The sequence below is a fragment of the Clostridium intestinale DSM 6191 genome (genome assembly GCF_900130055.1).
Taxonomy (GTDB): Bacteria; Bacillota; Clostridia; order Clostridiales; family Clostridiaceae; genus Clostridium_T; species Clostridium_T intestinale.
Genome location: NZ_FQXU01000007.1, coordinates 73,767 through 94,652, shown reverse-complemented (window position 1 = coordinate 94,652; position 20,886 = coordinate 73,767). Strand labels below are relative to the sequence as shown.

Sequence of the window (20,886 nt, the reverse complement as noted above, 5' to 3'; positions counted from 1 at the left end):
GTGTTATATGAGTATATTGAAAGTTAAAGATCTAGAATCTTGCTATGAGAATTTTAGGGTATTTAAAGATATTGATTTAGAAATAGAGGAAGGTAAGATAACTACTATAATAGGTCCTAATGGTTGTGGAAAATCAACGTTACTGAAAACAATGGGACGTATCATAAAACCAAGTTCAGGGAATGTATATTTAAAGAATGAAAATATATCTAAAATGCACACAAAGCAGATTGCAAAAAGTTTAGCACTTCTTCCACAAAATCCTATAGCACCATCAGAACTAAAAGTTGAGGAATTAGTTTCTTATGGGAGATTTCCTCATTGTAAAAAGATGAGTAAGTTAACGAATAAAGATAGGGAAGTTATTGATTGGGCAATTAATATAACTAAAATTAGTGAGTTTAAGGAACGTGAAATAGGAGCATTATCAGGTGGTCAAAGACAGAAGGTGTGGCTTGCAATGGCTCTAGCTCAAGAAACAGAAATTTTATTGTTAGATGAACCTACAACTTATTTAGACATGTCCCATCAACTTGAAGTACTAAAAATCGTAGAAGAGTTAAATAGAGAAAAGAAATGCACTATAGTTATGGTTTTACATGATATTAACCATGCATCTAGATTTTCTCATAATATTGTTGCTATGAAAAAAGGGGAGATTATTGCTACAGGTGAACCTAAAGAAATAATAACCAAGCATATTCTAAAAAATGTATTTAATATTGATGCTAGGGTTATGATAGATGAGGAAATAAATTCCCCAGTTTGCTTTGGGTATGATAGTATAGATTTAGAAGGAGCATAGATATGAATGGAGAAATAATTGAAGAATTTTTTAAAGAAAGAAAATTATTTATATACCTACCACCATCTTATTCTAATGGAGAGCAGAGGTTTCCAGTAGTTTACATTCAAGATGGAGATTATTTATTTGGCCCTAAAAAAGCAATAAAAGAGCTTGAAGTCATGTTTAAAAATGGAGAACTTAAAGAGATTATACTTGTTGGAGTTACTAGCAATAAAAGAAATGACGAGTATACACCATGGTATGGTAAGCCACTTGCTGAAAAATTTGATGATTTTGGTGGGAAAGGAAAAGAGTATTTAGATTTTCTTGTTAATGAATTGAAGGTTTATATTGATAATAAGTATAGTACTTTAATAGAAAATACAGCAATAGCAGGAGCTTCTTTAGGAGCATTAATTTCTCTATATGGGGCGTATATATATCCAGAAGTTTTTAATAAATTTGGATGTATATCTCCATCTTTATGGTATGAGGGGTTTTTGGAATTTATGAGTAGAGAAAACTTAGAAGTTTCCACTCAAAGAATATATATGGATGTGGGAAGTAAAGAAGGAAGCGGTAAAAAAAGTATACAATTATTTATGCCAGAAAATGTTGAGGAAGGATATAGACTGATATCCTCCAAGGCTTTAAATCCTCAAAATGTAAAGTTTATAAAAGAAGAAGGTGCAAGTCATACCGAAGAAGCTTTTGTTAGGAGATTTCCTAACGCAATAAAATGGCTTTTTTCTTAAATGAAATGCAACTTTAAACTTTCAGATTAATAATAAAAATTAAAACCATGAATTTAGCCTTAAGTTAAATTCATGGTCTTTTGCTATTGGGGAGGTTTATTTTTGAAGTTGAGCATTATATATGATATTGGATAGGGTAGCTATTTTTTCAGTTGCGTTAGTTAATTCATTTGTATAAATTACTAATATGTAGGGTTTATCTGTAAAAATAATTCCAACATCGTTTATATAAGAATCATAGCTGCCAATTTTATGAGCTACTAAGTTGTAGGGTAAATATTTATCAATCCTATCATGAAATTCTGTGGTTTTCATAACTTCAATTAAGTGAGCATAGTATTCATCAAATCTATTTGAATATAAGTTTTTTAGTAATCTAAATTCTGTTTCTGGAGTTATTACGTTGCCTGAGACAGTAGGTTCACTAACTCCAGTAAAGTAGCTTACTGCCTGTCTAACTGAATTGAATCCACCAAGCTTTTCATTAACCATATTTGTAGCGATATTATCTGAATATATTATGGCGTAGTCTAATAACTTTTGAATTGAAATGGGAAAGTTAAGAGTAGTATCTATTTGACTTTGAAGTATGCCAGTTCCTTCCTCATAGTATCCACTAGAATATTTTATACTATCATTTAATGATAAAGATCCTTCTTTAACCATGTTATAAGCAACAATATTCATTCCAACCTTATATGTACTTGCAGCAGTAAAAAGTTCATCTCCATTTATAGATATTTTTTTGTTAGTAGTTAAATCATAGTATATAAGTCCAACATTATTAAGTTCATTTCCTAGATAGTCTTTAATTTTGTTCTCTAAATTTTCTAATGACGAAGTTTCTTCTTGTACACTTACTTTTTTTATGTAAGACATTTCTTCTTGTATATTAATATTGTTCTCATTTTTTCTAGAAGATAGTAAATTTTCTTCATTTTCTTCAGATATTTGTAGGGATTCAATGGCTTGTACATTTTCATCAAAATAACTATAGGAATTAAAAATTCCCAGTGAGATAAAAATGATTGCAGTTAATGAAAACCCAATAAAAGCTCTTCTTTCCATCCATAAAACTCCTTAAAATACTATTTTAAATAGATTATAATAAATAGTATTTTATTTGAGTATAATTATGGGTAAAGTCACATTATTATGTGAGAAATCACATAATTACAAAATTACCTAGGTCTTAAATACCATAAGAGTATTGAATAGAATAGGGAAAAACTCTATTATACTTTAAGAGGAGGGGATAAAATGAAAGATAAAAGTTTAAAAGCACATAGTGATTGGGGTGGGAAAATAGAAGTTATAAGTAGATGTACTATTAATAATAATGAAGATTTAGCCTTAGCGTATACTCCAGGGGTATCCTATCCATGCTTAGAGATAGAAAAAGATGAAAATAACTCTTATAAATATACACGAAGAGGAAATTTAGTGGGAGTAATTACTGATGGAAGCGCTGTATTAGGTTTGGGAGATATAGGCTCTTTGGCAGCTATGCCTGTTATGGAGGGAAAATGTATTTTATTTAAAGAATTTGCTGGTGTAGATGCCTTCCCAATATGTATACAAAATAAAGATGTTGATGTTTTGGTAAATACAATAAAATTAATAGAAGGAAGCTTTGGTGCTATTAACTTGGAAGATATTAGTGCACCAAGATGTTTTGAAATAGAAGAGAGACTAAATGATATATGTGACATTCCAGTTTTTCATGATGATCAGCATGGAACAGCAATTGCAGTTTTAGCTGCACTTCTAAATGCTATGAAAGTTGTCAAAAAAGATTTTAGTATGAAAATTGTTATAAATGGAGCTGGTGCAGCAGGAATAGCCATTGCAAATCTAATATGGGAGTCTGGTTTTCATAACATTGTAATTTGTGATAAATATGGTATAATCACTAGTGATAATGCAACTAATAAGTATCAAAAGAGGTGTGCAATCAAATTTAATGATAATAAAAAAGGTTTTCTAAAAGAAGCTTTAATTAAGGGGGATGTATTTATAGGAGTTAGTGCTGGTAATATATTAACAGAGGAAATGATTTTCTCGATGAGAAATGACCCTATAATATTTGCTTTAGCAAATCCTACTCCAGAAATAATGCCTGAAATAGCTAAAAAGCTTAATGTTAAAGTTATGGCAACGGGTAGAAGTGATTATCCTAACCAGATAAATAACTTACTAGTTTTTCCTGGCATAATTAAAGGAGCCTTAAAAGCACGAATAAATAAGATTAATACAGAAATTCAAATAGCTGTTGCTAAAGGAATTTCTAATTGTATAGATGAGAGCAGTTTAAATAATGAAAATATAATTCCAAGCGTATTTGACAAACAAATTGTAGATTTAGTTTGCGATATAGTTTGTAGTTTTAAAAAGTAAGGAGTTTTTATGGAGAGTTTGGCCAAGTTATTTAATAAATTAACTAATAGTGAACAAAAAGTGTTTACATATATTTATGCAAATCAACAAAGGGTTATGAAAATGAAAATAAGTGATTTGGCTAAGGAAACCTTTACCTCTAAAACAGTAATAATTAATTTATCTCAAAAGTTAGGATTTGATGGTTTTTCAGATTTAAAATATTTTCTTAAATCCTCAATGAATTTAGAAGAGGATAACAAGGTTTTAGAAGATTTACAATATAACTTAAAGCAGAACATAGAAAAAACTTTTGTAGTCATAGAGCCAGAACTATACAGAAAGATTACGAAAGAAATAATAAATGCAAAGACAATATATGTTTTTGCACGAGGAACAAGTAAATCAGCAGGATATTATTTAAATCATCTTCTCCTTACTTTAGGAATTAAATGTATATTTGTTAAGGATTATAATCTTTTGACTTTAGTGGGAAATACTTTAGAGCCAGATGAGTTAGTAATATTAATTTCTTTATCTGGTAATACCCAAAAGATATTAGAAGTTGCTAATATTGCAAAAGTCAAAGGATGTAGAACAATTGGTATAACCTCATTTGGGACAAATGAGTTATCTAAAATTAGTGATTATACGCTACACTGTGTATCAAGTGATACAGAAACTAAATTTAATGACAGTATATCTAGAATAGGAATGTTTATAGTAATTGAAATGCTGGTAAATTCAATTAAAGAATTCAATAAAAAATAGTACCTTTAATCAAGGGTACTATTTTTTTATGACCTAGTTCATTTTTAGTGACCTAAGATTTTATAAAGGAAAAGAGTATCATCAGGAAACATTGTAATGGATTTTAAAACCGTATACAATGAGGATAAAGAAGAGCGCTCTTTTATTTAAAAGTATTTATTAATATGTTTTAAAATAATTAATGGGGGAAGACGAAATGTTTAAAAATTTTAGCCAAAAGATACAACAATTTGGTAGAACCTTATTATTACCAATTGCAGTTATGGCTCCTGTTGGAATGATATTAGGTATAACAGGAGCACTTGTACAATCATACATGATAGCAAGATTTCCTTTCTTAGGAAATCCTGTAGTTAACACGATTTTAGTAAATTTAAGGACAATAGCAGGAGCTGTTTTCGATAATATACCATTAATGTTTGCAATGGGTGTTGCATATGGAATGTCTAAAAAGGATAAAGGAATATCTGTATTTGCATCAGTTATAGGATATATTATTTTAATAATTTCTATGAATGTGTGGTTAGTAGTAAGCGGAAAGTTAGCGGCGCCAGAAGTTATGAGTCAATTTGGACAAATAAAGGTGTTAGGAATACAAACAATGAATGTAAACGCTTTGGGAGGTATTATAACAGGATTAATTGCAGCTTGGGCAACCGATAGATTCTATAAACTAGAACTACCAATTGCATTTGCATTCTTCTCTGGTAAAAAATCAGTACCTATTATAACTATGGGAATAATGATGATAATTGGTTTAACAATACCATTTATATGGGAAGTATTTGTAGCTATATTAACTAAATTATCTTTAGTTTTCTTAAGCCCAGTAGGACCATTTTTTACAGCAGCAGGTGAAAGGTTGTTTATTCCGTTTGGATTACACCATGTTTGGAATGCATTGTTTAGATTTACAGAAGCTGGAGGATCCTATGTTATAAATGGAGAAACTTATGTTGGAGTAGTACCAACATTAAATGAGATATTATTTAATCAAGGACCTAATAGTGAATATTGGAGTATGATGCCTAAACTTACTAGATTTATGGCTCAACAACAAATGTTATGTACATTATTTGCTTTTCCTGCTATAGGACTTGCAATGTATAACACAGCTTATAAAGAAAATAAAAAATTAGTTAAATCTTTGATGGTTACTTGTATATTAACGGCACTTTTAGGTAATGTAACTGAGCCACTTGAATTTTCGTTTGTATTTATTGCACCTCTATTATATGTGATTTATGCATGCATCATAGGAGTAGGAGCAGTAGCACTATCATTTGCAAGCGTAGGAATAGGCTATATAAGAGGAACTATTTTTGATTTCGCAATCTTTGGTTTGCTTTATGAAAATACTAATTGGATAAGCTTTGTGATTATAGGTTTAATATTATCTGTAGTAACCTACTTTGTATTTAAGTGGACAATATTAAAGTTTAATCTTAAAACCCCAGGTAGAGAAGATTCCCCATCTGTAGATAACGTTCTTATAAGAGAAAAAAGATATGATGAAATAGCAAAAATAGTAATACAAGCATTAGGGGGGAAATCCAATATTAAATCTGTAGATAATTGTATAACTCGTTTAAGAATAGATTTGGGAGAAGTTAATCTAGTCGATCATAAGCTTTTAGAGACATCAGGTTGTACAGGAATATTTATACCAGCAGCTAAACATATTCATATAGTTTATGGGCCTTTAGTAGAGTTTGTTAGAAATGCAGTGGACGAACAGTTAGAAAATATGTAGATAAAATTAATGGAGGACAGATATGAGAAGTAGTAATATAATAACAATAACAGGAGCAGGAAGTGCTAGAACTCCAGCATTAGTAGGAAGTTTAGTTAAATTAAGAGATAGATTTCCACTTAAGAAGATAATTTTCTATGATATAGATAATGAAAGAACATCAAAAATGGAAGATTATATAAGACTAGTACTTAAGAGCTATTCTAGCAACACAGAGGTAGTCTTTACTACAGATTCAGATACAGCTTATGAAGACACTGATTTTGTATTTTGTCAAATGCGTGCAGGAAAAAATGAAATGAGAAGCCTAGATGAAAAAATTCCTTTAAAATATGGTTTGGTGGGACAAGAAACTTGTGGTCCTGGAGGGTTTGCCTATGGTATGAGATCTATTGATGCCATGATAGAAATGGTTAATCAAGTGCGTAAACATTCAAAGGAGACTTGGATACTTAATTATACAAATCCAGCGGCAATAGTTGCCCTTGCTTTGGATAAAGTATTCCCAAACGACAAAAGAATATTGAATCTATGTGATCAACCTTATTCACTTATGAGATCTTATGCTAAGATACTAGGAGTTAAACAGAAAAATTTAAGAGCAACTTATTTTGGACTAAATCATTTTGGGTGGTTTACAGAACTTAAAGATGTAGATGGAAAAGACTATTTTGACTATCTGAGAAGTTATTTAAGAGACTATGATTTTAAACCATATAATGCAGAACAACGTTCTAAGTCTTGGTTAGATACCTATCTTAGGGTAAATAAATATATGAATTTTTTTGATGAGTATATTCCAACTACTTATTTACAATATTACTTTTTCCCAGAAGAAATAGTTAAAGAAAGCGATCCAAATTATACAAGGGCAGATGAAGCAAAAGATTCTAGAGAAAAGGAAGTATGGGAAATATGTTCTAAAGCAATTGGAGCAGAATCAATAGAAGAGGTAGAAATTATAACTAACAGTGTTTTTGGGGACTTAATGGTTGAATTAGCAGAATCAATAGCTTATGATTTGCACAATGAGTTTATACTTATGAGCAGAAACCATGATATTATTACAAATTTCAGTAAAGACGCCATAGTGGAAGTTGCTGGAACTGTTGGAAAAGAGGGAGCGAATCCTTATAAGTATGGAGAAATAAAGCCATTTTATAAGGGCCTAATGGAAGGACAACATGCCTACGAACTTTTGACAGTAGAGTCATGTTTAGAAAAAAATTATACCAAAGCTCTTCAAGCTTTAACTTTAAATAGAACTGTTGTAGATCCTCAAAAAGCAAAATCTGTTTTAGATGATTTAATGGAACACAATAGAGAATATTGGTATTTAGGTTAGATTAAAAAAAGCATTCTAAAAATTAAGTTTTTAGAATGCTTTTTATATATCTATAAAAGCAATAATTTAAATTATATTTAAGTTATTTATTTTTTCAAGAACAACCTCTTCTCCAGATTCAAATTCTATCAGATTATAAATTTTTAGAGCATTTTCATAGTATTTGCTGGCTTCTAAACAATTAGATTTATTATAAAGAAGATCTCCTATACTTATAAGAATATTGGCCTTTAACTTTTGGCTTCCAGTACTTTCTTGAAGATTAAGTGCTTCATTATAATAATTTAAAGCTGTATCTAAATAATTTGTGCTTTGATATAGTTGTCCTATGTTATAAAGAGTATCTGCTTCAACTTGTTTATAGTCACTATCTCTACAAACATATAGAGCTTCGTTATAATAGTTTAATGCTTCACTTACATTATTTTGATTCTTAAATACAGATGCAATATTATTAAGTTGAACAGCTATACCACGTTTATATTCTGTTTCTTTGTATATTTCAAGTGCATCGTTGTAATATTTTAAAGCATCGCTAAAATTATTATATGAACATAGTATGTTTCCTATATTTCCAAGAGCATTAGCTTGACCTTGTTTATAAGAAATTTGTATATGTATTTTTAAAGATTCATTTGAAAATTTAAGTGCTTTTTCTAAATCTCCTTTTAGCTTATAAGTTGCTCCTAAGTTTAGAAGCTGATTAGCTTCCCCCTGCCTACTACCAATTTCATTATTAAGCTGAACAGCTTGAGTAAAGTAATTGATAGCTTCATCATAGTTTTCTTTTGAGCTATATATATAGCCTATATTAGCTAAAGTGTTAGCTTCTCCTTGACTATTGCCATTTTCACGATTCATTTGAAGGGTATCCATCTGATATTTTAGTTCTTCATTTTGTTTAACATTTAAATAACTTTCATACAAACTAGGGTTAAGTTCTCTAATTCTGTCCATAATCTGATCAACGATTGAGCGAGTTTTGGTATTTGAATTAATTCCAACAAGAAACTCTTTTAGATATTCTGGTTTGTTAAAATTAGAAGATTTTAAACAATTAAATAATAAATCTACACGTCCTAAAACAATTTCTCTTTGAGTTTCTTCGCTGACAGATCCTAATTGGTTGTAGAGAAACATAGCAAGTTCATAATGATTATTAAATTCCTTCCCAGCTTCACTTACTCTTGTTCTTACTGCTTTTTGAAGACGTTCAAGAGCAATTTCACCAGCTAGAACAAGGCCATTAAGTTCATCTAGAATTTGATATTCTTCATAAGATAATTTCCCGCTAAAAGGCTTATAGATTAAATCATGTTCAACTTCAGCCCAAGCAAGCATAAGTGCAGAAGCGATTTGAATTTCTATAAGAGCATTGGAATACTTTTTTAAATCACCAGTTAAATCTTTGCTTTTTAAATAAACTCTGTAGTGAGTAGCCCAATAACCAGAGAAACGCTTTTTATAGTCACGTTTTTGAGGATCTGGATTTTCAATATCTTCAGGAAAAGATTTGAATTCCTTAATTTCAAAGTTTGATTCTATAAATTGTTGAACTTTATTTAAGTCTCCAGGGAAGTAAAGCGCGATACGAACCCCAGAAAAATCTACAATATCTTCATTAATATCTTCGAAGGAAGAATAGTTTTTATGAAAGTTTCTCTTTTCTAGTTTATCTCTAAGTCTTTCTATTTTTTTTGCACGATTAGTAACAATAGCCCTGATACCCATCTGCTCCATATTAGTTTCACATATTTGAGAGCAAAGTCTAGATGCTTCTCTATAAAAATCAAACTCTTCTGTGTAATGCTTCATAAAATTCTCAACTATGTTCATAATATTGCCCCCTATTTTAGCCTTTGATTAGCCCTGCATAATTTACCTTTAATATATCATATGAAATATAATACATGCAATGTAAGGTTTATATAAATTCTTTTATTTAGACAAGGTTACTGTTAAAATTATAGTAATATTACTATTGGAGGTATTTGCATTTGGGTAAGTATGGTCAAACAGCTATTAAGGCCGTAAATTTAATACAAAAAAATCCTGAAATTTCTCCTGATGATGCTTGGGAAAAAGCAGTTGTTGAAATCTTTGGCAATAAAACAGTAAATCAAACTAAAAAATGTCCAAAAGGAATTTTTTTAGGGTTATGTGAAGAAGGTTTGATTAAAGGAATAAAAAAGGGTAAATATACAAAGTCCAAAATGAATAAGCAGTATGCTATTAAAGGACTAAAATTAATTAATGAGGATCCAGTTCTTTGTGAAAATGAAAGTTTATTATGGATAAAGGTTATGGGGGGATATGGAAAAAAGTATAACTTCCAAATGGATGTAATTATTTCTTTAAGGGAAGAAAAGCTAATATAATAAAGAGCTCTTGATTCTATCTAAAGAATAAGTATATAATTATTGTAAACAAACTAAGTTTACAATAATTTATGATAAGAGGTAATAAATTTGAAGCTATCTAGAAAAGGTGAATATGCGTGTTTGGCATTAATTCACTTAGGAAGAAACTACAATATTAAACTTGTAAATGCGTCTGAAATATCAGAAGAAAATGATATACCTAAAAGATATTTGGAACAGATATTGTCTTTACTTAAAGGTACTGGGTACGTAAGAGCAGTTAGAGGAATAAGTGGAGGATATAAACTTTCAAAAGCACCAGAAGAAATAACATTAGCTGAAATTATAAGACTTATGGATGGGGCCTTAGCTCCAGTAGAATCAGTAAGTGAATATTTTTATGAAAATTCACCAATTGAGCAAAATCAAAATCTAATTAAGGTTTTTAGAGATATTAGAGATTACATATCTGAAAAGTTAGAAAATACAACAATTAAAGATTTAATTTAACAAATGAGTATCCGTAAAGGGTACTCATTTTATTTTTTAAAAGTTTTAGGAATTACTTGACAACTTGACCATTTTGATGAATAATATTATTCATATATTAAAAGTAGGAATAATATGAATTAATAATATGAGGAGTAATATTATGGCTAAAAAAGTATATTTAATTAGTTATTCTATGTATTGCTGTTGATAGTAAAAATCAAATAAATATTACAATCTAGGTACAAGTAAAGTGTACTATTTATTTTACTCAATACTCTATTAATTATATAGGGATTATAGAAAAAGGGTGAAATAGATACGTTACTTTTTTATTTATAGCAATTCATAGAAAATCAATAGGGAAAATATAAAATAATAAAAGGGGCGATTAATGATGTTAAGAAAAAAAATAGGTGTTGTATTTTTAGCTGGAATTTTGACTTTGGGGGTTTTATCAGGTTGCAGTAGTAAAAATAATTCAGCTGGAGAGAGTTCAAATGGAAGCGTAGAATTATTAAATGTGTCCTATGATCCAACAAGAGAATTGTATACACAGTTTAATGAAGCTTTTGCGAAGTATTGGAAAGAAAAGAAAGGGCAAGAAGTAACTATAAAGCAATCACATGGAGGATCTGGAGCTCAGGCTAAATCGGTATTAGACGGGTTAGATGCTGATGTAGTAACTTTAGCGCTAGCAGCAGATATTGACTCTATTAATGGAAAAGGAGAACAAATAGATCCAAAGTGGCAAACAAAATTGCCAAATAATTCTACTCCATATACATCAACAATAGTTTTTTTAGTTAGAAAAGGAAATCCTAAAAATATTAAGGATTGGGATGATTTAATTAAACCTGGTGTAGAAGTAATAACTCCAAATCCTAAAACTTCAGGTGGAGCTCGTTGGAATTACCTTGCAGCTTGGGGATATGCTCTAGAGAAAAATAGCGGAAGTCAAGAGAAAGCTAAAGATTTTGTAAAACAGTTATTTGCAAATGTTCCTGTTTTAGACTCAGGGGCTAGAGGAGCAACAACTACATTTGTTGAACGTGGAATAGGTGATGTATTAGTAGCCTGGGAGAATGAAGCTTTTTTATCTGTTGAAGAACTTGGTGAAGGAAAATTCGATATAGTAGTTCCTTCAGTAAGTATATTAGCTGAACCACCAGTTGCTGTAGTTGATAAAAATGTTGATAAAAAAGGAACTAGAGAAGTTGCTGAAGCTTATTTAGAATATCTATATTCTGATGATGGACAAGAAATTGCAGCAAAAAACTTCTATCGTCCAAGAAATGAAGCTGTAGCAAAAAAATATGCTCAGAAGTTTCCAACTATAAATTTATTTACTATAGACGATGTTTTTGGTGGATGGAATAAGGCACAAAAAGAGCATTTTGATGATGGTGGAACTTTTGATCAAATATATACTAAAAAATAGAGGTTAGATAAATAAGAAGTAGTGAAAATCACTACTTCTTGAATTAATAATAGCAAAGAGGTGCTTTTTATGAGTCTAAAAGCAAAATCAATAAAATTGAAGCAACAAAGTATTTTACCAGGATTTAATTTAACATTAGGATTTACAGTTTTGTATATAAGTTTGTTGGTTTTAATTCCAGTCTCAATGATTTTTTTTGATTCTTCATCTTTAGGATTAAAAGGTTTCATAGAATCTGCCACTTCCGAAAGAGTATTGGCTGCATATAAACTTTCTTTTGGAACATCCTTAGCAGCTGGGATTATAAATACAATTTTTGGTGTTATAATAGCCTGGGTTCTTGTAAGATATGATTTTCCAGGTAGAAAGCTTATAGATGGGATTGTAGATCTTCCATTTGCACTTCCAACTGCAGTTGCAGGTATTGCATTAACTACTTTATATGCTGAAAATGGATGGATAGGAAAATTCTTAACTCCATTAGGAATAAAAGTTTCATTTACACCTTTAGGAATAATAGTTGCATTAACCTTCATAGGGTTACCTTTTGTTGTTCGTACTGTACAACCTGTATTAATAAATCTGGAAAGAGAAGTTGAAGAAGCTGCTGCTAGTTTAGGTGCAAATAGATTAATAACATTTATAAAGATAATACTTCCAGAGATAACACCAGCTTTAATTACAGGATTTTCTCTAGCATTCTCAAGAGCCTTAGGAGAGTATGGATCAGTAGTATTTATATCAGGGAATATGCCTATGAGAACTGAAATAGCTCCTCTACTTATAAGGACTAAGCTAGAGCAATATGATTATGCTGGAGGAAGTGCAATTGCGGCAGTTCTTCTGATAACTTCTTTTTTTATTCTACTATTAATTAATATATTTCAATGGTGGAATTCAAAGAGATATTCAAGAGTATAGGAGGTTAACATGGCAGGGAATGTATCATTAAGAATTAATAATAAATCCAAGCAAAAAAACAACTCATCTACAGATGAAAGTAAATTAACAAAAATAATTCTTATTTCAATAGCACTTATATATTTAACGCTACTACTCATAATACCTTTAATTGCTGTATTTGCAAAAGCCTTCGAGAAAGGTTTCGATTTATATATCAAAGCTATAACAGATCCAGTGGCATTAGATGCATTAAGACTAACTTTATTAACTGTGTTAGTTGCTGTACCAATAAACACAATATTTGGCTTAGCAGCATCTTGGGCATTAGGTAAATTTGAATTTAAGGGAAAAAGTATTTTGCTTACTCTTTTAGATATTCCTTTTGCTATTTCTCCAGTTATAGCTGGATTAATATTTGTATTACTTTTTAGTACTAACCATGGTCTTTTTGCAGATTTTCTAAATGCCAATAATATAAAGATTATATTTGCACCACCAGGAATAATTATAGCAACTACATTTGTAACCATGCCGTTTGTTGCTAGGGAGTTAATACCTCTTATGCAATCTTTAGGAACGGCAGAAGAAGAAGCTGCTTTAACTTTAGGAGCAAATGGATGGCAAACATTTTTTAAAGTGACATTACCCAATATAAAATGGGCATTATTTTATGGAGTAATTTTAACAACAGCACGAGCAGCAGGAGAATTTGGCGCAGTTTCAGTTGTTTCAGGACATATACGTGGTCTTACAAACACACTCCCTCTGCATGTAGAGATTTTATATAATGAATATCAATATTCAGCATCATTTGCTGTAGCATCTCTACTTACAATAATTGCTTTGATTAATTTAATAATAAAGAATATATCGGAGTGGAAGGTTAGTCAGTTAAACATTAATGAAGAAGGGGTTGTAAAAAGTGAGCATTGATGTAAAAGGTATATCAAAAGAATTTGGTTCTTATAAGGCACTTAATAATATAGATTTAAAGATTAATACAGGAGAACTTATAGCACTTCTTGGACCATCAGGCTCAGGAAAAACTACACTTTTAAGGATTATAGCTGGTTTAGAAACGGCAGATATTGGACAAATATATTTTGATGGAGAAGATAATACAAATAAAGACACCCAAGATAGGAATATAGGTTTTGTATTTCAACATTATGCGTTATTTAGAAATATGACGGTATTTGAAAATATAGCGTTTGGCCTTAGAATTAAGCCAAGAAAAGAAAGATTAAGTAAAAAAGAAATTAATGACAAAGTACTTGAGTTACTATCTTTGGTTAAGATGGAAGGTATGGCAAATAGATACCCAAGTCAATTATCTGGGGGGCAAAGGCAGAGAATTGCCTTAGCAAGAGCATTAGCTGTTGAGCCTAAGGTATTATTATTAGATGAACCGTTTGGAGCGCTAGATGCTAAAGTTAGAAAAGATTTAAGACGATGGCTTAGAAGACTTCATGATGAATATCATATAACTAGTGTGTTTGTAACTCATGATCAAGAAGAAGCTTTAGATGTAGCTGATAGGATTGTGGTTCTAAATGAAGGGAAAATTGAACAGATAGGAACTCCAGAAGAAGTATACGACAATCCAGTTAATCCATTTGTGTACAACTTCTTAGGAAACGTTAATCTGTTTCATGGCAGGGTAAACAATGGTAAGGTTAAAATAGGAGATATAGAATTGGAAACTCCAGAATATGAGGATAAAAAAGATGGAAAGGCATTAAGTTACGCTAGACCTCACAATATCGAAATAATAAAAGATGGTGGGCGAGAAGGGTTTATAAAGGCAAAAGTATTGTTTGTAAGAGCCGTTGGATCTATAGTAAATGTAGAGTTAAAGAGTGAAGAAAGTGAGGAATACTTAGAGGCTGAATTAAGTAAGGAAGTATATACACAACTGAAGATACAGATTGGCGAAGAGGTATATATAAGACCTAAAGAAATCAAAGTATTTATTCAAGAGGATTATGTTATATAATATATCAAAAGAGTATTGCTGAAAAGTGATACTTTTTTGATTTTATAGAAAACCTATGAGAATAGTTGAATTGTAATTAAAAAGCAGTTAAAATTAAAGAGAAAATATAAAGATATAAGGGGTGATAGAAATATGAAGGTTGTTAAAAAACTAAATGTTTCTAGCCAAGGCTCTGAGCAAAGTCCTACAGAGATATAAAGAACATACTCTATGTTCAGGGCCTTTCTAGAATTTACAGGCTGTAATATTTTTGTGTGAACTTTGCTCTATTATTTACAACTAAAAATGTAGATAGGAGCAAAAGGTTATGAAATATGAAAAAGCACAAAATATATTACCAGAAGAATTAGTTGAAATCATTCAACAATATATTGATGGTAGTTATTTATATATACCTAGAAAAGTTGAAAATAAAAAAGCTTGGGGAGAAAATAGTGGAGTTAAAAGAGACTTAAGAGACAGAAATAAAGAAATATTTAGTTTCTATAATAGAGGTATGTCCGTAAGATCTTTAACAGAAAAGTATTATCTATCTGAGCAGACTATAAGAAGAATAATAAGAGAAGAAAAAAGTAATATATAATTTAAGTATAAGGAGTGATATATATGGCAGTAAAGATGCTTCATACATGTATAAGAGTAATGGACTTAGAAAAGTCATTAGATTTTTATAAAAATGCTTTTGGACTAGTTGAGACTAAAAGAAAGGATCATCCAGATCACAAATTTACAATAGTATATTTAGGAAATGGTGAAGAAGATTATGAAATAGAGTTAACTTATAATTACAATCCAGAAAAACCATATGTAATAGGTAATGGATTTAGTCATATTGCACTTGGAATGAAAGACATAGAAGGCGAAAGAGAAAGACATATAGCTTTAGGGTATGAGGTTACTCCATTAAAAGGGCTTCCAGGAAATCCTCCTAACTACTATTTTGTAACTGATCCAGATGGATATAAGATAGAAGTTATAAGACAAAAATAGCGACTATTAAATGAGGTGTAATAGATGAAGAAATTGACCTTATTTGGAGATATGGATATAAATTGTTATATAATTGAGTATGATAACAAATGTTATATAGTTGATCCAGGATATGAAAAAGATAAAATAAGAGAATATATACAAGAACACAATTTAAATGTATTAGGAATACTACTAACGCATGGACATATAGATCATATAAGTGCAATGGATTGTTTTGATGTGCCAGTGTATGTACATGAAAATGAATATGATAATTTAGTGCAAAACTATAATAACGTATTTAATCGCTATGGAAGAGATATGGAGTATTTTTTAGAAGATATTAATCTTATTAAAATCGATGAATCTAATAAGTTTTCTATTGGTGACAAAGAAATAACGGTTATTTATACACCCGGACACACTATTGGTGGAGTTTGCTATAAGTTTGAAGATGATTTATTTACAGGAGATACTCTCTTTAAGGGCGTAGTGGGGAAATGGGTATTTCCAACAGGAGATTTAGAGTCCATGAAGAAATCTGTTATAAATTTGATAGAAACTCAAATAGAGGATGTGAGAGTTCATCCAGGACATGGAGAAAGTAGCACTATTGGAGAAGAAAAAAATAGTAACAAATTTTATTTGGAATGGAAGTAGAGGTAAGGATGTCTATTATTTTATTATAGTAGGCATCTTTATTTTAATTATTAATATTTATTAAATAGAATAATTAAATAAAATATCTTAATTTTATAGAAAAATAATGGTAAAATGAGATATGAAATTTAATAGGTTATTTTATAGAAAAAATTTTGGGGAGATTGATTACTATGAATGAAAAAATACTTATCGTAGATGATACTCTGCTTAATGTAAGAATTTTAACGGATATATTAGAAGCTGAAAATTATAAAGTGTTTTCTGTGGATAATGGATTCCCGGTATTGGACATGGCTAGAAGTATAAGGCCAGATGTTATTTTGCTTGATATAATGATGCCAGGAATGGATGGATTTGAAGTTTGCAGTATATTAAAGAGTAATCATGATGTAAAAGATATCCCGGTGATTATGGTGACAGCAAGAACTCAGGGAAATGACTTGAAAAAGGCATTAGAGATGGGAGCCTTCGACTATATTAAAAAGCCTATTGATGAGGTTGAAGTAATAGCTAGAATTCAATCTGCACTAAGGCTTAAAGATGTTCAAGACAAACTTAAAGAACTTGCTATGAAAGATAGTTTAACAGGTCTATATAACCATGCTGTACTCATAGAATTACTTGAAAAGGAATTATCTAAACAGAAGAGAAATAAGGGTCATATATCCTTCATAATGTTAGATATAGATTATTTTAAAAGGATAAATGATACATATGGACATATGTCTGGGGATATGATATTGAAGGAGCTTTCAAATATCTTGATGAGTTCTCTACGTAAAGGAGATATTGTAGGAAGATATGGTGGAGAAGAATTTGGTATAGTTTTAGTTGGAACTAATAAACATGATGCTTTTCATCTATGTGAGAGAATAAGAAAAAAAATAGAAGATTATAATTTCTTTTTTGATAATAGAGTAATAAAAATTACAGTAAGTATGGGAATTTTCTCTAACGATTATAATAGTAGTATTACTGGAAATGAAATAATACAAAAAGCAGATGAACAGCTTTATAAGGTGAAAACGGGCGGTAGAAACCAAGTTGGCTATGTTGAATAAATTATATTGCAATTACTTGTTTAGATTAAAAACATCACGTATAATATAAAAAACAGCTAATTAAGTATATAGAAAAGGGATGAAGATAATGAATAGGGAATGTGAAGAAAATATAGTTCAACTAGTTTCAGAAATAGCAAATAATTATAAACAAAACTCTGTTTTTTCAGTATATGAATCTTCTAATTTGCCAGACAAGTATGAAGTTATAGAAATATTGCAAGAGTTAAGACAACTTATTTTTCCAGGGTATTTTCAAACCAAAAAGTTATCAAATAGTGTAATGGAATATTATATAGGCGATCTTTTAATGAGTATACAAGAAAAACTTCATAGACAAATAAAATTAGCACTTAAATATAAACATCAAATAAGTGATATTCAAATAATAGAAGAAAAAACCTGCAAGACATGCAGAACTTTCTTAAAAACATTACCTAAAATACAAGAATATGTTTCGACAGATGTACAAGCAGCCTACGACGGAGATCCAGCTGCTGGCGATGTAGAGCAAGTAATTTTCTCATATCCAGGAGTATTTGCGGTAAGCATTTATAGAATAGCGCATGAATTAGATATTTTAAATGTACCATATATCCCAAGAATTATGACTGAATATGCTCATAGTTTAACTGGGATTGATATAAATGCTGGAGCGGAGATTGGAAAATACTTTTTTATAGACCATGGTACAGGAGTTGTTATAGGACAAACTTGTGTTATAGGTGAATATGTAAAGATTTATCAAGGAGTAACCTTAGGGGCCTTATCAACAAGAGGCGGGCAAGGACTTAAAGGCGTAAGAAGACATCCAACAATTGAAGATAATGTAACTATTTATTCTGGTGCATCTATATTAGGTGGAGATACTGTAATAGGTAAAAACTCAGTTATAGGAGGTAATGCATTTATTACTCAGTCAGTTCCAGCTGACACTAGAGTAAGTGTTAAAAATCCTGAACTTAGTTTTAAAAATAGTAAACCAGAAGAATTAAAACAAGAATTTATTTTTGATTGGGTTATATAAATTCTAGGGCTGTTATTAATTAAAAATTAGTGACAGCCCTAGGAACTTTAGCTATTTTGTTATATCTTCTTTTATTCTTTGTTCAGCATAGCGTTCTATTTTAGGGTTATTTAAACCTAAATTTACAGGTCCTAAAGCTAACATGGCATCTATCATATTAGATACTTGATCATGTTGTTCATGTATACCAAGTTCTCTATTTAGTTCTTTTTCTTTATTTCTCATATTAACACCTCCATAACTAGACTTCCCGTAAAAGTGAGATTTTAAACTTTAAAGCATCAAAAATGTTTGACAGAAAATATCAAAGTTATTATAATCAAATTATAAAATAAAACCTATGATTAAGAGAAGTAGACCTAGTACAAGACTTAAAGAGAGTTGTAGACGGTGAGATTACAACAGTACAAGCTAAGTTGAATGGACTTATAAGGGCGGGAGGAAAAGCAGAATTGCTTAGTAATACCCGACGAGATTTCCACTCGTTATAAAGGAAGATGTATGAATGTACATTAGTAAGTGGGTTATTTTGACCAATTTAGGTGGTACCGCAGAAGTTATAGACTTTTGTCCTAGTTATTTAGGATGAAGGTCTTTTTTATTTTTCTAAAATACATTTATATAGGGGCATAAGTTTTAAATATTTTATAAAATAAAATATTAATATAAATCAAAGGGGGCTATTAAAATGAAAAAAATACCACATAGAATTTATTTAACTGAAGATCAAATGCCGAAACAATGGTATAACTTAAGAGCAGATATGAAGGGAATTCCAGATCCAATGCTGAATCCACAAACCTTTAAACCTGCGACTGCAGAGGAATTATATCCAGTATTTTGTGAAGAGTTAGCTAAACAAGAAATGGATGACTCAACTAGGTATATAGATATTCCAGAAGAGATACAGGAATTTTATAAAATGTTTAGACCATCTCCTTTAATAAGAGCTTATAACCTTGAAAAAGCTTTGGGAACTCCTGCAAAAATCTATTATAAATTTGAGGGAAACAACACATCTGGAAGTCACAAATTAAATTCAGCTGTTGCGCAAGCTTATTATGCTAAAGAGCAGGGACTGAAGAGTTTAACTACTGAAACTGGAGCTGGTCAATGGGGAACTGCACTAGCTGAAGCATGTAGTTATTATAATATTCCACTTACAGTTTATATGGTTAAATGCTCATATGAACAAAAACCATTTCGTAAAGCAATCATAGAAACTTTTGATGGAAACATAATCCCAAGTCCAAGCACCACAACTAATGCTGGTAGAGCTATCTTAGAGAAAGACCCAGATACTACTGGAAGTCTTGGATGCGCTATTTCAGAGGCAGTAGAAAAAGCAGTTACAACAGAAGGGTGTAAATATGTACTTGGTTCGGTACTAAATCAGGTACTTCTGCATCAATCAATTATAGGATTAGAATCTAAAATTGCCATGGAAAGTATTGATGAATATCCTGATATAGTAATAGGATGTGCAGGAGGAGGATCAAATCTTGGAGGGTTAATTGCTCCTTTTATGCAAGATAAATTAACAGGGAAAGCTAATCCAAGGATAATGGCTGTAGAGCCAGCTTCATGTCCATCATTAACAAGAGGTCGTTATGCTTATGACTTCTGTGATGTTGGAAAGATTACTCCATTAGCAAGGATGTACACCCTTGGTTCAAGTTTTGTACCATCAGCAAATCACGCTGGAGGGCTTAGATATCATGGTATGTCTCCTATAGTATCGAAGCTTTATCATGATGGATATATGGAAGCTATATCAGTGGAACAAACAAAGGTTTTTGAAGCAGCAACTTTATTTGCAAAACATGAAACCATACTTCCAGCACCAGAATCAGCACATGCTATATATGGAGCTATTGAAGAGGCTCTTAAATGTAAGGAATCTGGAGAAGAAAAGACAATTTTATTTGGATTAACAGGAACGGGTTATTTTGATATGATGGCATATGAATCCTATTTGAAGGGAACAATGACAGATTATATTCCAACAGATGAAGATTTAGAAAAAGGATTTTCTGAATTACCTAAAGTTCCTGGAATACAAGAATAAATAATAAAAATAAGCTATGGATTTTTAGAAATCTGTGGCTTATTTTTATTATTTATATCCCTACAATATTTCTATTTTTGCAAGATATAAATATACCATATTATAAGCATATCTAACAT

At 30.5% G+C, this 20,886-nt stretch carries 21 protein-coding genes and 1 other annotated feature; of the genes, 18 read left to right on the top strand and 3 right to left on the bottom strand.

Translation table 11 applies throughout. The features are described from left to right. Positions 1-7: 7 nt before the first annotated feature. Both BUA92_RS11395 and BUA92_RS11390 read left to right on the top strand, forming a co-directional pair. Entirely contained in the window at positions 8-805 is a 798-nt protein-coding gene (locus BUA92_RS11395) for an ABC transporter ATP-binding protein (RefSeq protein WP_073019633.1), read from the top strand. Positions 806-807: 2 nt separating this feature from the next. Then, on the top strand, positions 808-1,542 hold the full coding sequence (locus BUA92_RS11390; RefSeq protein ID WP_073019631.1) for an alpha/beta hydrolase: 735 nt from the start codon (positions 808-810) through the stop codon (positions 1,540-1,542). A 96-nt stretch (positions 1,543-1,638) separates the two neighbouring features. On the opposite strand, the gene BUA92_RS11385 is transcribed toward BUA92_RS11390, so the two are convergent. Beyond that, complete coding sequence (locus BUA92_RS11385; protein ID WP_073019629.1) at positions 1,639-2,610, bottom strand: serine hydrolase; 972 nt, start codon at positions 2,608-2,610, stop codon at positions 1,639-1,641. 192 nt (positions 2,611-2,802) lie between these two features. Between BUA92_RS11385 and BUA92_RS11380 the strand changes: the two genes are divergently transcribed. The 4 genes from BUA92_RS11380 (at position 2,803) to BUA92_RS11365 (ending at position 7,787) form a co-directional block, all read left to right on the top strand. Beyond that, positions 2,803-3,939 (top strand): NAD(P)-dependent malic enzyme, encoded by a 1,137-nt coding sequence (locus BUA92_RS11380; protein WP_073019627.1) that lies wholly within the window; start codon positions 2,803-2,805, stop codon positions 3,937-3,939. A gap of 9 nt (positions 3,940-3,948) precedes the next feature. Further along, positions 3,949-4,689 carry a MurR/RpiR family transcriptional regulator gene (locus BUA92_RS11375; RefSeq protein ID WP_073019626.1) on the top strand — a complete coding sequence of 247 codons (741 nt, stop codon included), beginning with the start codon at positions 3,949-3,951 and terminating at the stop codon, positions 4,687-4,689. 196 nt (positions 4,690-4,885) lie between these two features. Continuing rightward, the gene (locus BUA92_RS11370; RefSeq protein ID WP_073019625.1) at positions 4,886-6,442 is read left to right on the top strand and encodes a PTS transporter subunit EIIC; all 1,557 of its coding nucleotides are present in this window, start codon (positions 4,886-4,888) and stop codon (positions 6,440-6,442) included. Between the two features lie 22 nt (positions 6,443-6,464). Continuing rightward, a complete protein-coding gene (locus tag BUA92_RS11365) occupies positions 6,465-7,787 on the top strand; it encodes a family 4 glycosyl hydrolase (protein WP_073019624.1) in 1,323 nt (440 codons plus the stop codon). A gap of 66 nt (positions 7,788-7,853) precedes the next feature. Here BUA92_RS11365 and BUA92_RS11360 read toward each other — a convergent pair whose 3' ends face one another. Then, positions 7,854-9,623 (bottom strand): tetratricopeptide repeat protein, encoded by a 1,770-nt coding sequence (locus tag BUA92_RS11360; protein WP_073019623.1) that lies wholly within the window; start codon positions 9,621-9,623, stop codon positions 7,854-7,856. A gap of 161 nt (positions 9,624-9,784) precedes the next feature. On the opposite strand from BUA92_RS11360, the gene BUA92_RS11355 reads away from it, so the two are divergent. From BUA92_RS11355 to BUA92_RS11305, 11 genes are all read left to right on the top strand, one after another. Further along, positions 9,785-10,165, top strand: coding sequence for a DUF6979 family protein (locus BUA92_RS11355; protein ID WP_073019622.1), 381 nt, complete (start codon positions 9,785-9,787; stop codon positions 10,163-10,165). A gap of 90 nt (positions 10,166-10,255) precedes the next feature. Beyond that, positions 10,256-10,657 (top strand): RrF2 family transcriptional regulator, encoded by a 402-nt coding sequence (locus BUA92_RS11350; protein WP_073019621.1) that lies wholly within the window; start codon positions 10,256-10,258, stop codon positions 10,655-10,657. A 373-nt stretch (positions 10,658-11,030) separates the two neighbouring features. Then, positions 11,031-12,077, top strand: a complete 1,047-nt coding sequence (locus tag BUA92_RS11345) for a sulfate ABC transporter substrate-binding protein (RefSeq protein WP_423236808.1) — start codon at positions 11,031-11,033, stop codon at positions 12,075-12,077. A 69-nt stretch (positions 12,078-12,146) separates the two neighbouring features. Then, positions 12,147-12,998, top strand: coding sequence for a sulfate ABC transporter permease subunit CysT (gene cysT, locus BUA92_RS11340; protein WP_073019620.1), 852 nt, complete (start codon positions 12,147-12,149; stop codon positions 12,996-12,998). 9 nt (positions 12,999-13,007) lie between these two features. Beyond that, positions 13,008-13,913 carry a sulfate ABC transporter permease subunit CysW gene (cysW, locus tag BUA92_RS11335; RefSeq protein ID WP_073019619.1) on the top strand — a complete coding sequence of 302 codons (906 nt, stop codon included), beginning with the start codon at positions 13,008-13,010 and terminating at the stop codon, positions 13,911-13,913. Continuing rightward, on the top strand, positions 13,903-14,976 hold the full coding sequence (locus BUA92_RS11330; protein ID WP_073019618.1) for a sulfate/molybdate ABC transporter ATP-binding protein: 1,074 nt from the start codon (positions 13,903-13,905) through the stop codon (positions 14,974-14,976). Before cysW ends, BUA92_RS11330 begins: the two co-directional genes overlap by 11 nt. 307 nt (positions 14,977-15,283) lie before the next feature. Continuing rightward, positions 15,284-15,559, top strand: a complete 276-nt coding sequence (locus BUA92_RS11325) for a CD3324 family protein (RefSeq protein WP_021801512.1) — start codon at positions 15,284-15,286, stop codon at positions 15,557-15,559. A 23-nt stretch (positions 15,560-15,582) separates the two neighbouring features. After that, entirely contained in the window at positions 15,583-15,966 is a 384-nt protein-coding gene (gene gloA, locus BUA92_RS11320; RefSeq protein WP_073019617.1) for a lactoylglutathione lyase, read from the top strand. 24 nt (positions 15,967-15,990) lie between these two features. Then, entirely contained in the window at positions 15,991-16,608 is a 618-nt protein-coding gene (locus tag BUA92_RS11315) for an MBL fold metallo-hydrolase (RefSeq protein ID WP_073019615.1), read from the top strand. A 173-nt stretch (positions 16,609-16,781) separates the two neighbouring features. After that, positions 16,782-17,672, top strand: a complete 891-nt coding sequence (locus tag BUA92_RS11310; protein WP_073019613.1) for a diguanylate cyclase — start codon at positions 16,782-16,784, stop codon at positions 17,670-17,672. Between the two features lie 88 nt (positions 17,673-17,760). Beyond that, on the top strand, positions 17,761-18,699 hold the full coding sequence (locus tag BUA92_RS11305) for a serine O-acetyltransferase (RefSeq protein ID WP_073019611.1): 939 nt from the start codon (positions 17,761-17,763) through the stop codon (positions 18,697-18,699). A 51-nt stretch (positions 18,700-18,750) separates the two neighbouring features. Here the strand turns inward: BUA92_RS11305 and BUA92_RS23290 are convergent, their stop codons facing one another. After that, the gene (locus BUA92_RS23290; RefSeq protein WP_175550897.1) at positions 18,751-18,924 is read right to left on the bottom strand and encodes a hypothetical protein; all 174 of its coding nucleotides are present in this window, start codon (positions 18,922-18,924) and stop codon (positions 18,751-18,753) included. 106 nt (positions 18,925-19,030) lie between these two features. Continuing rightward, positions 19,031-19,277, top strand: a binding site (T-box leader). Positions 19,278-19,387: 110 nt separating this feature from the next. Here BUA92_RS23290 and BUA92_RS11300 point away from each other — a divergent pair. Then, positions 19,388-20,767, top strand: a complete 1,380-nt coding sequence (locus BUA92_RS11300) for a TrpB-like pyridoxal phosphate-dependent enzyme (protein ID WP_073019609.1) — start codon at positions 19,388-19,390, stop codon at positions 20,765-20,767. The last annotated feature ends 119 nt before the right edge of the window (positions 20,768-20,886 follow it).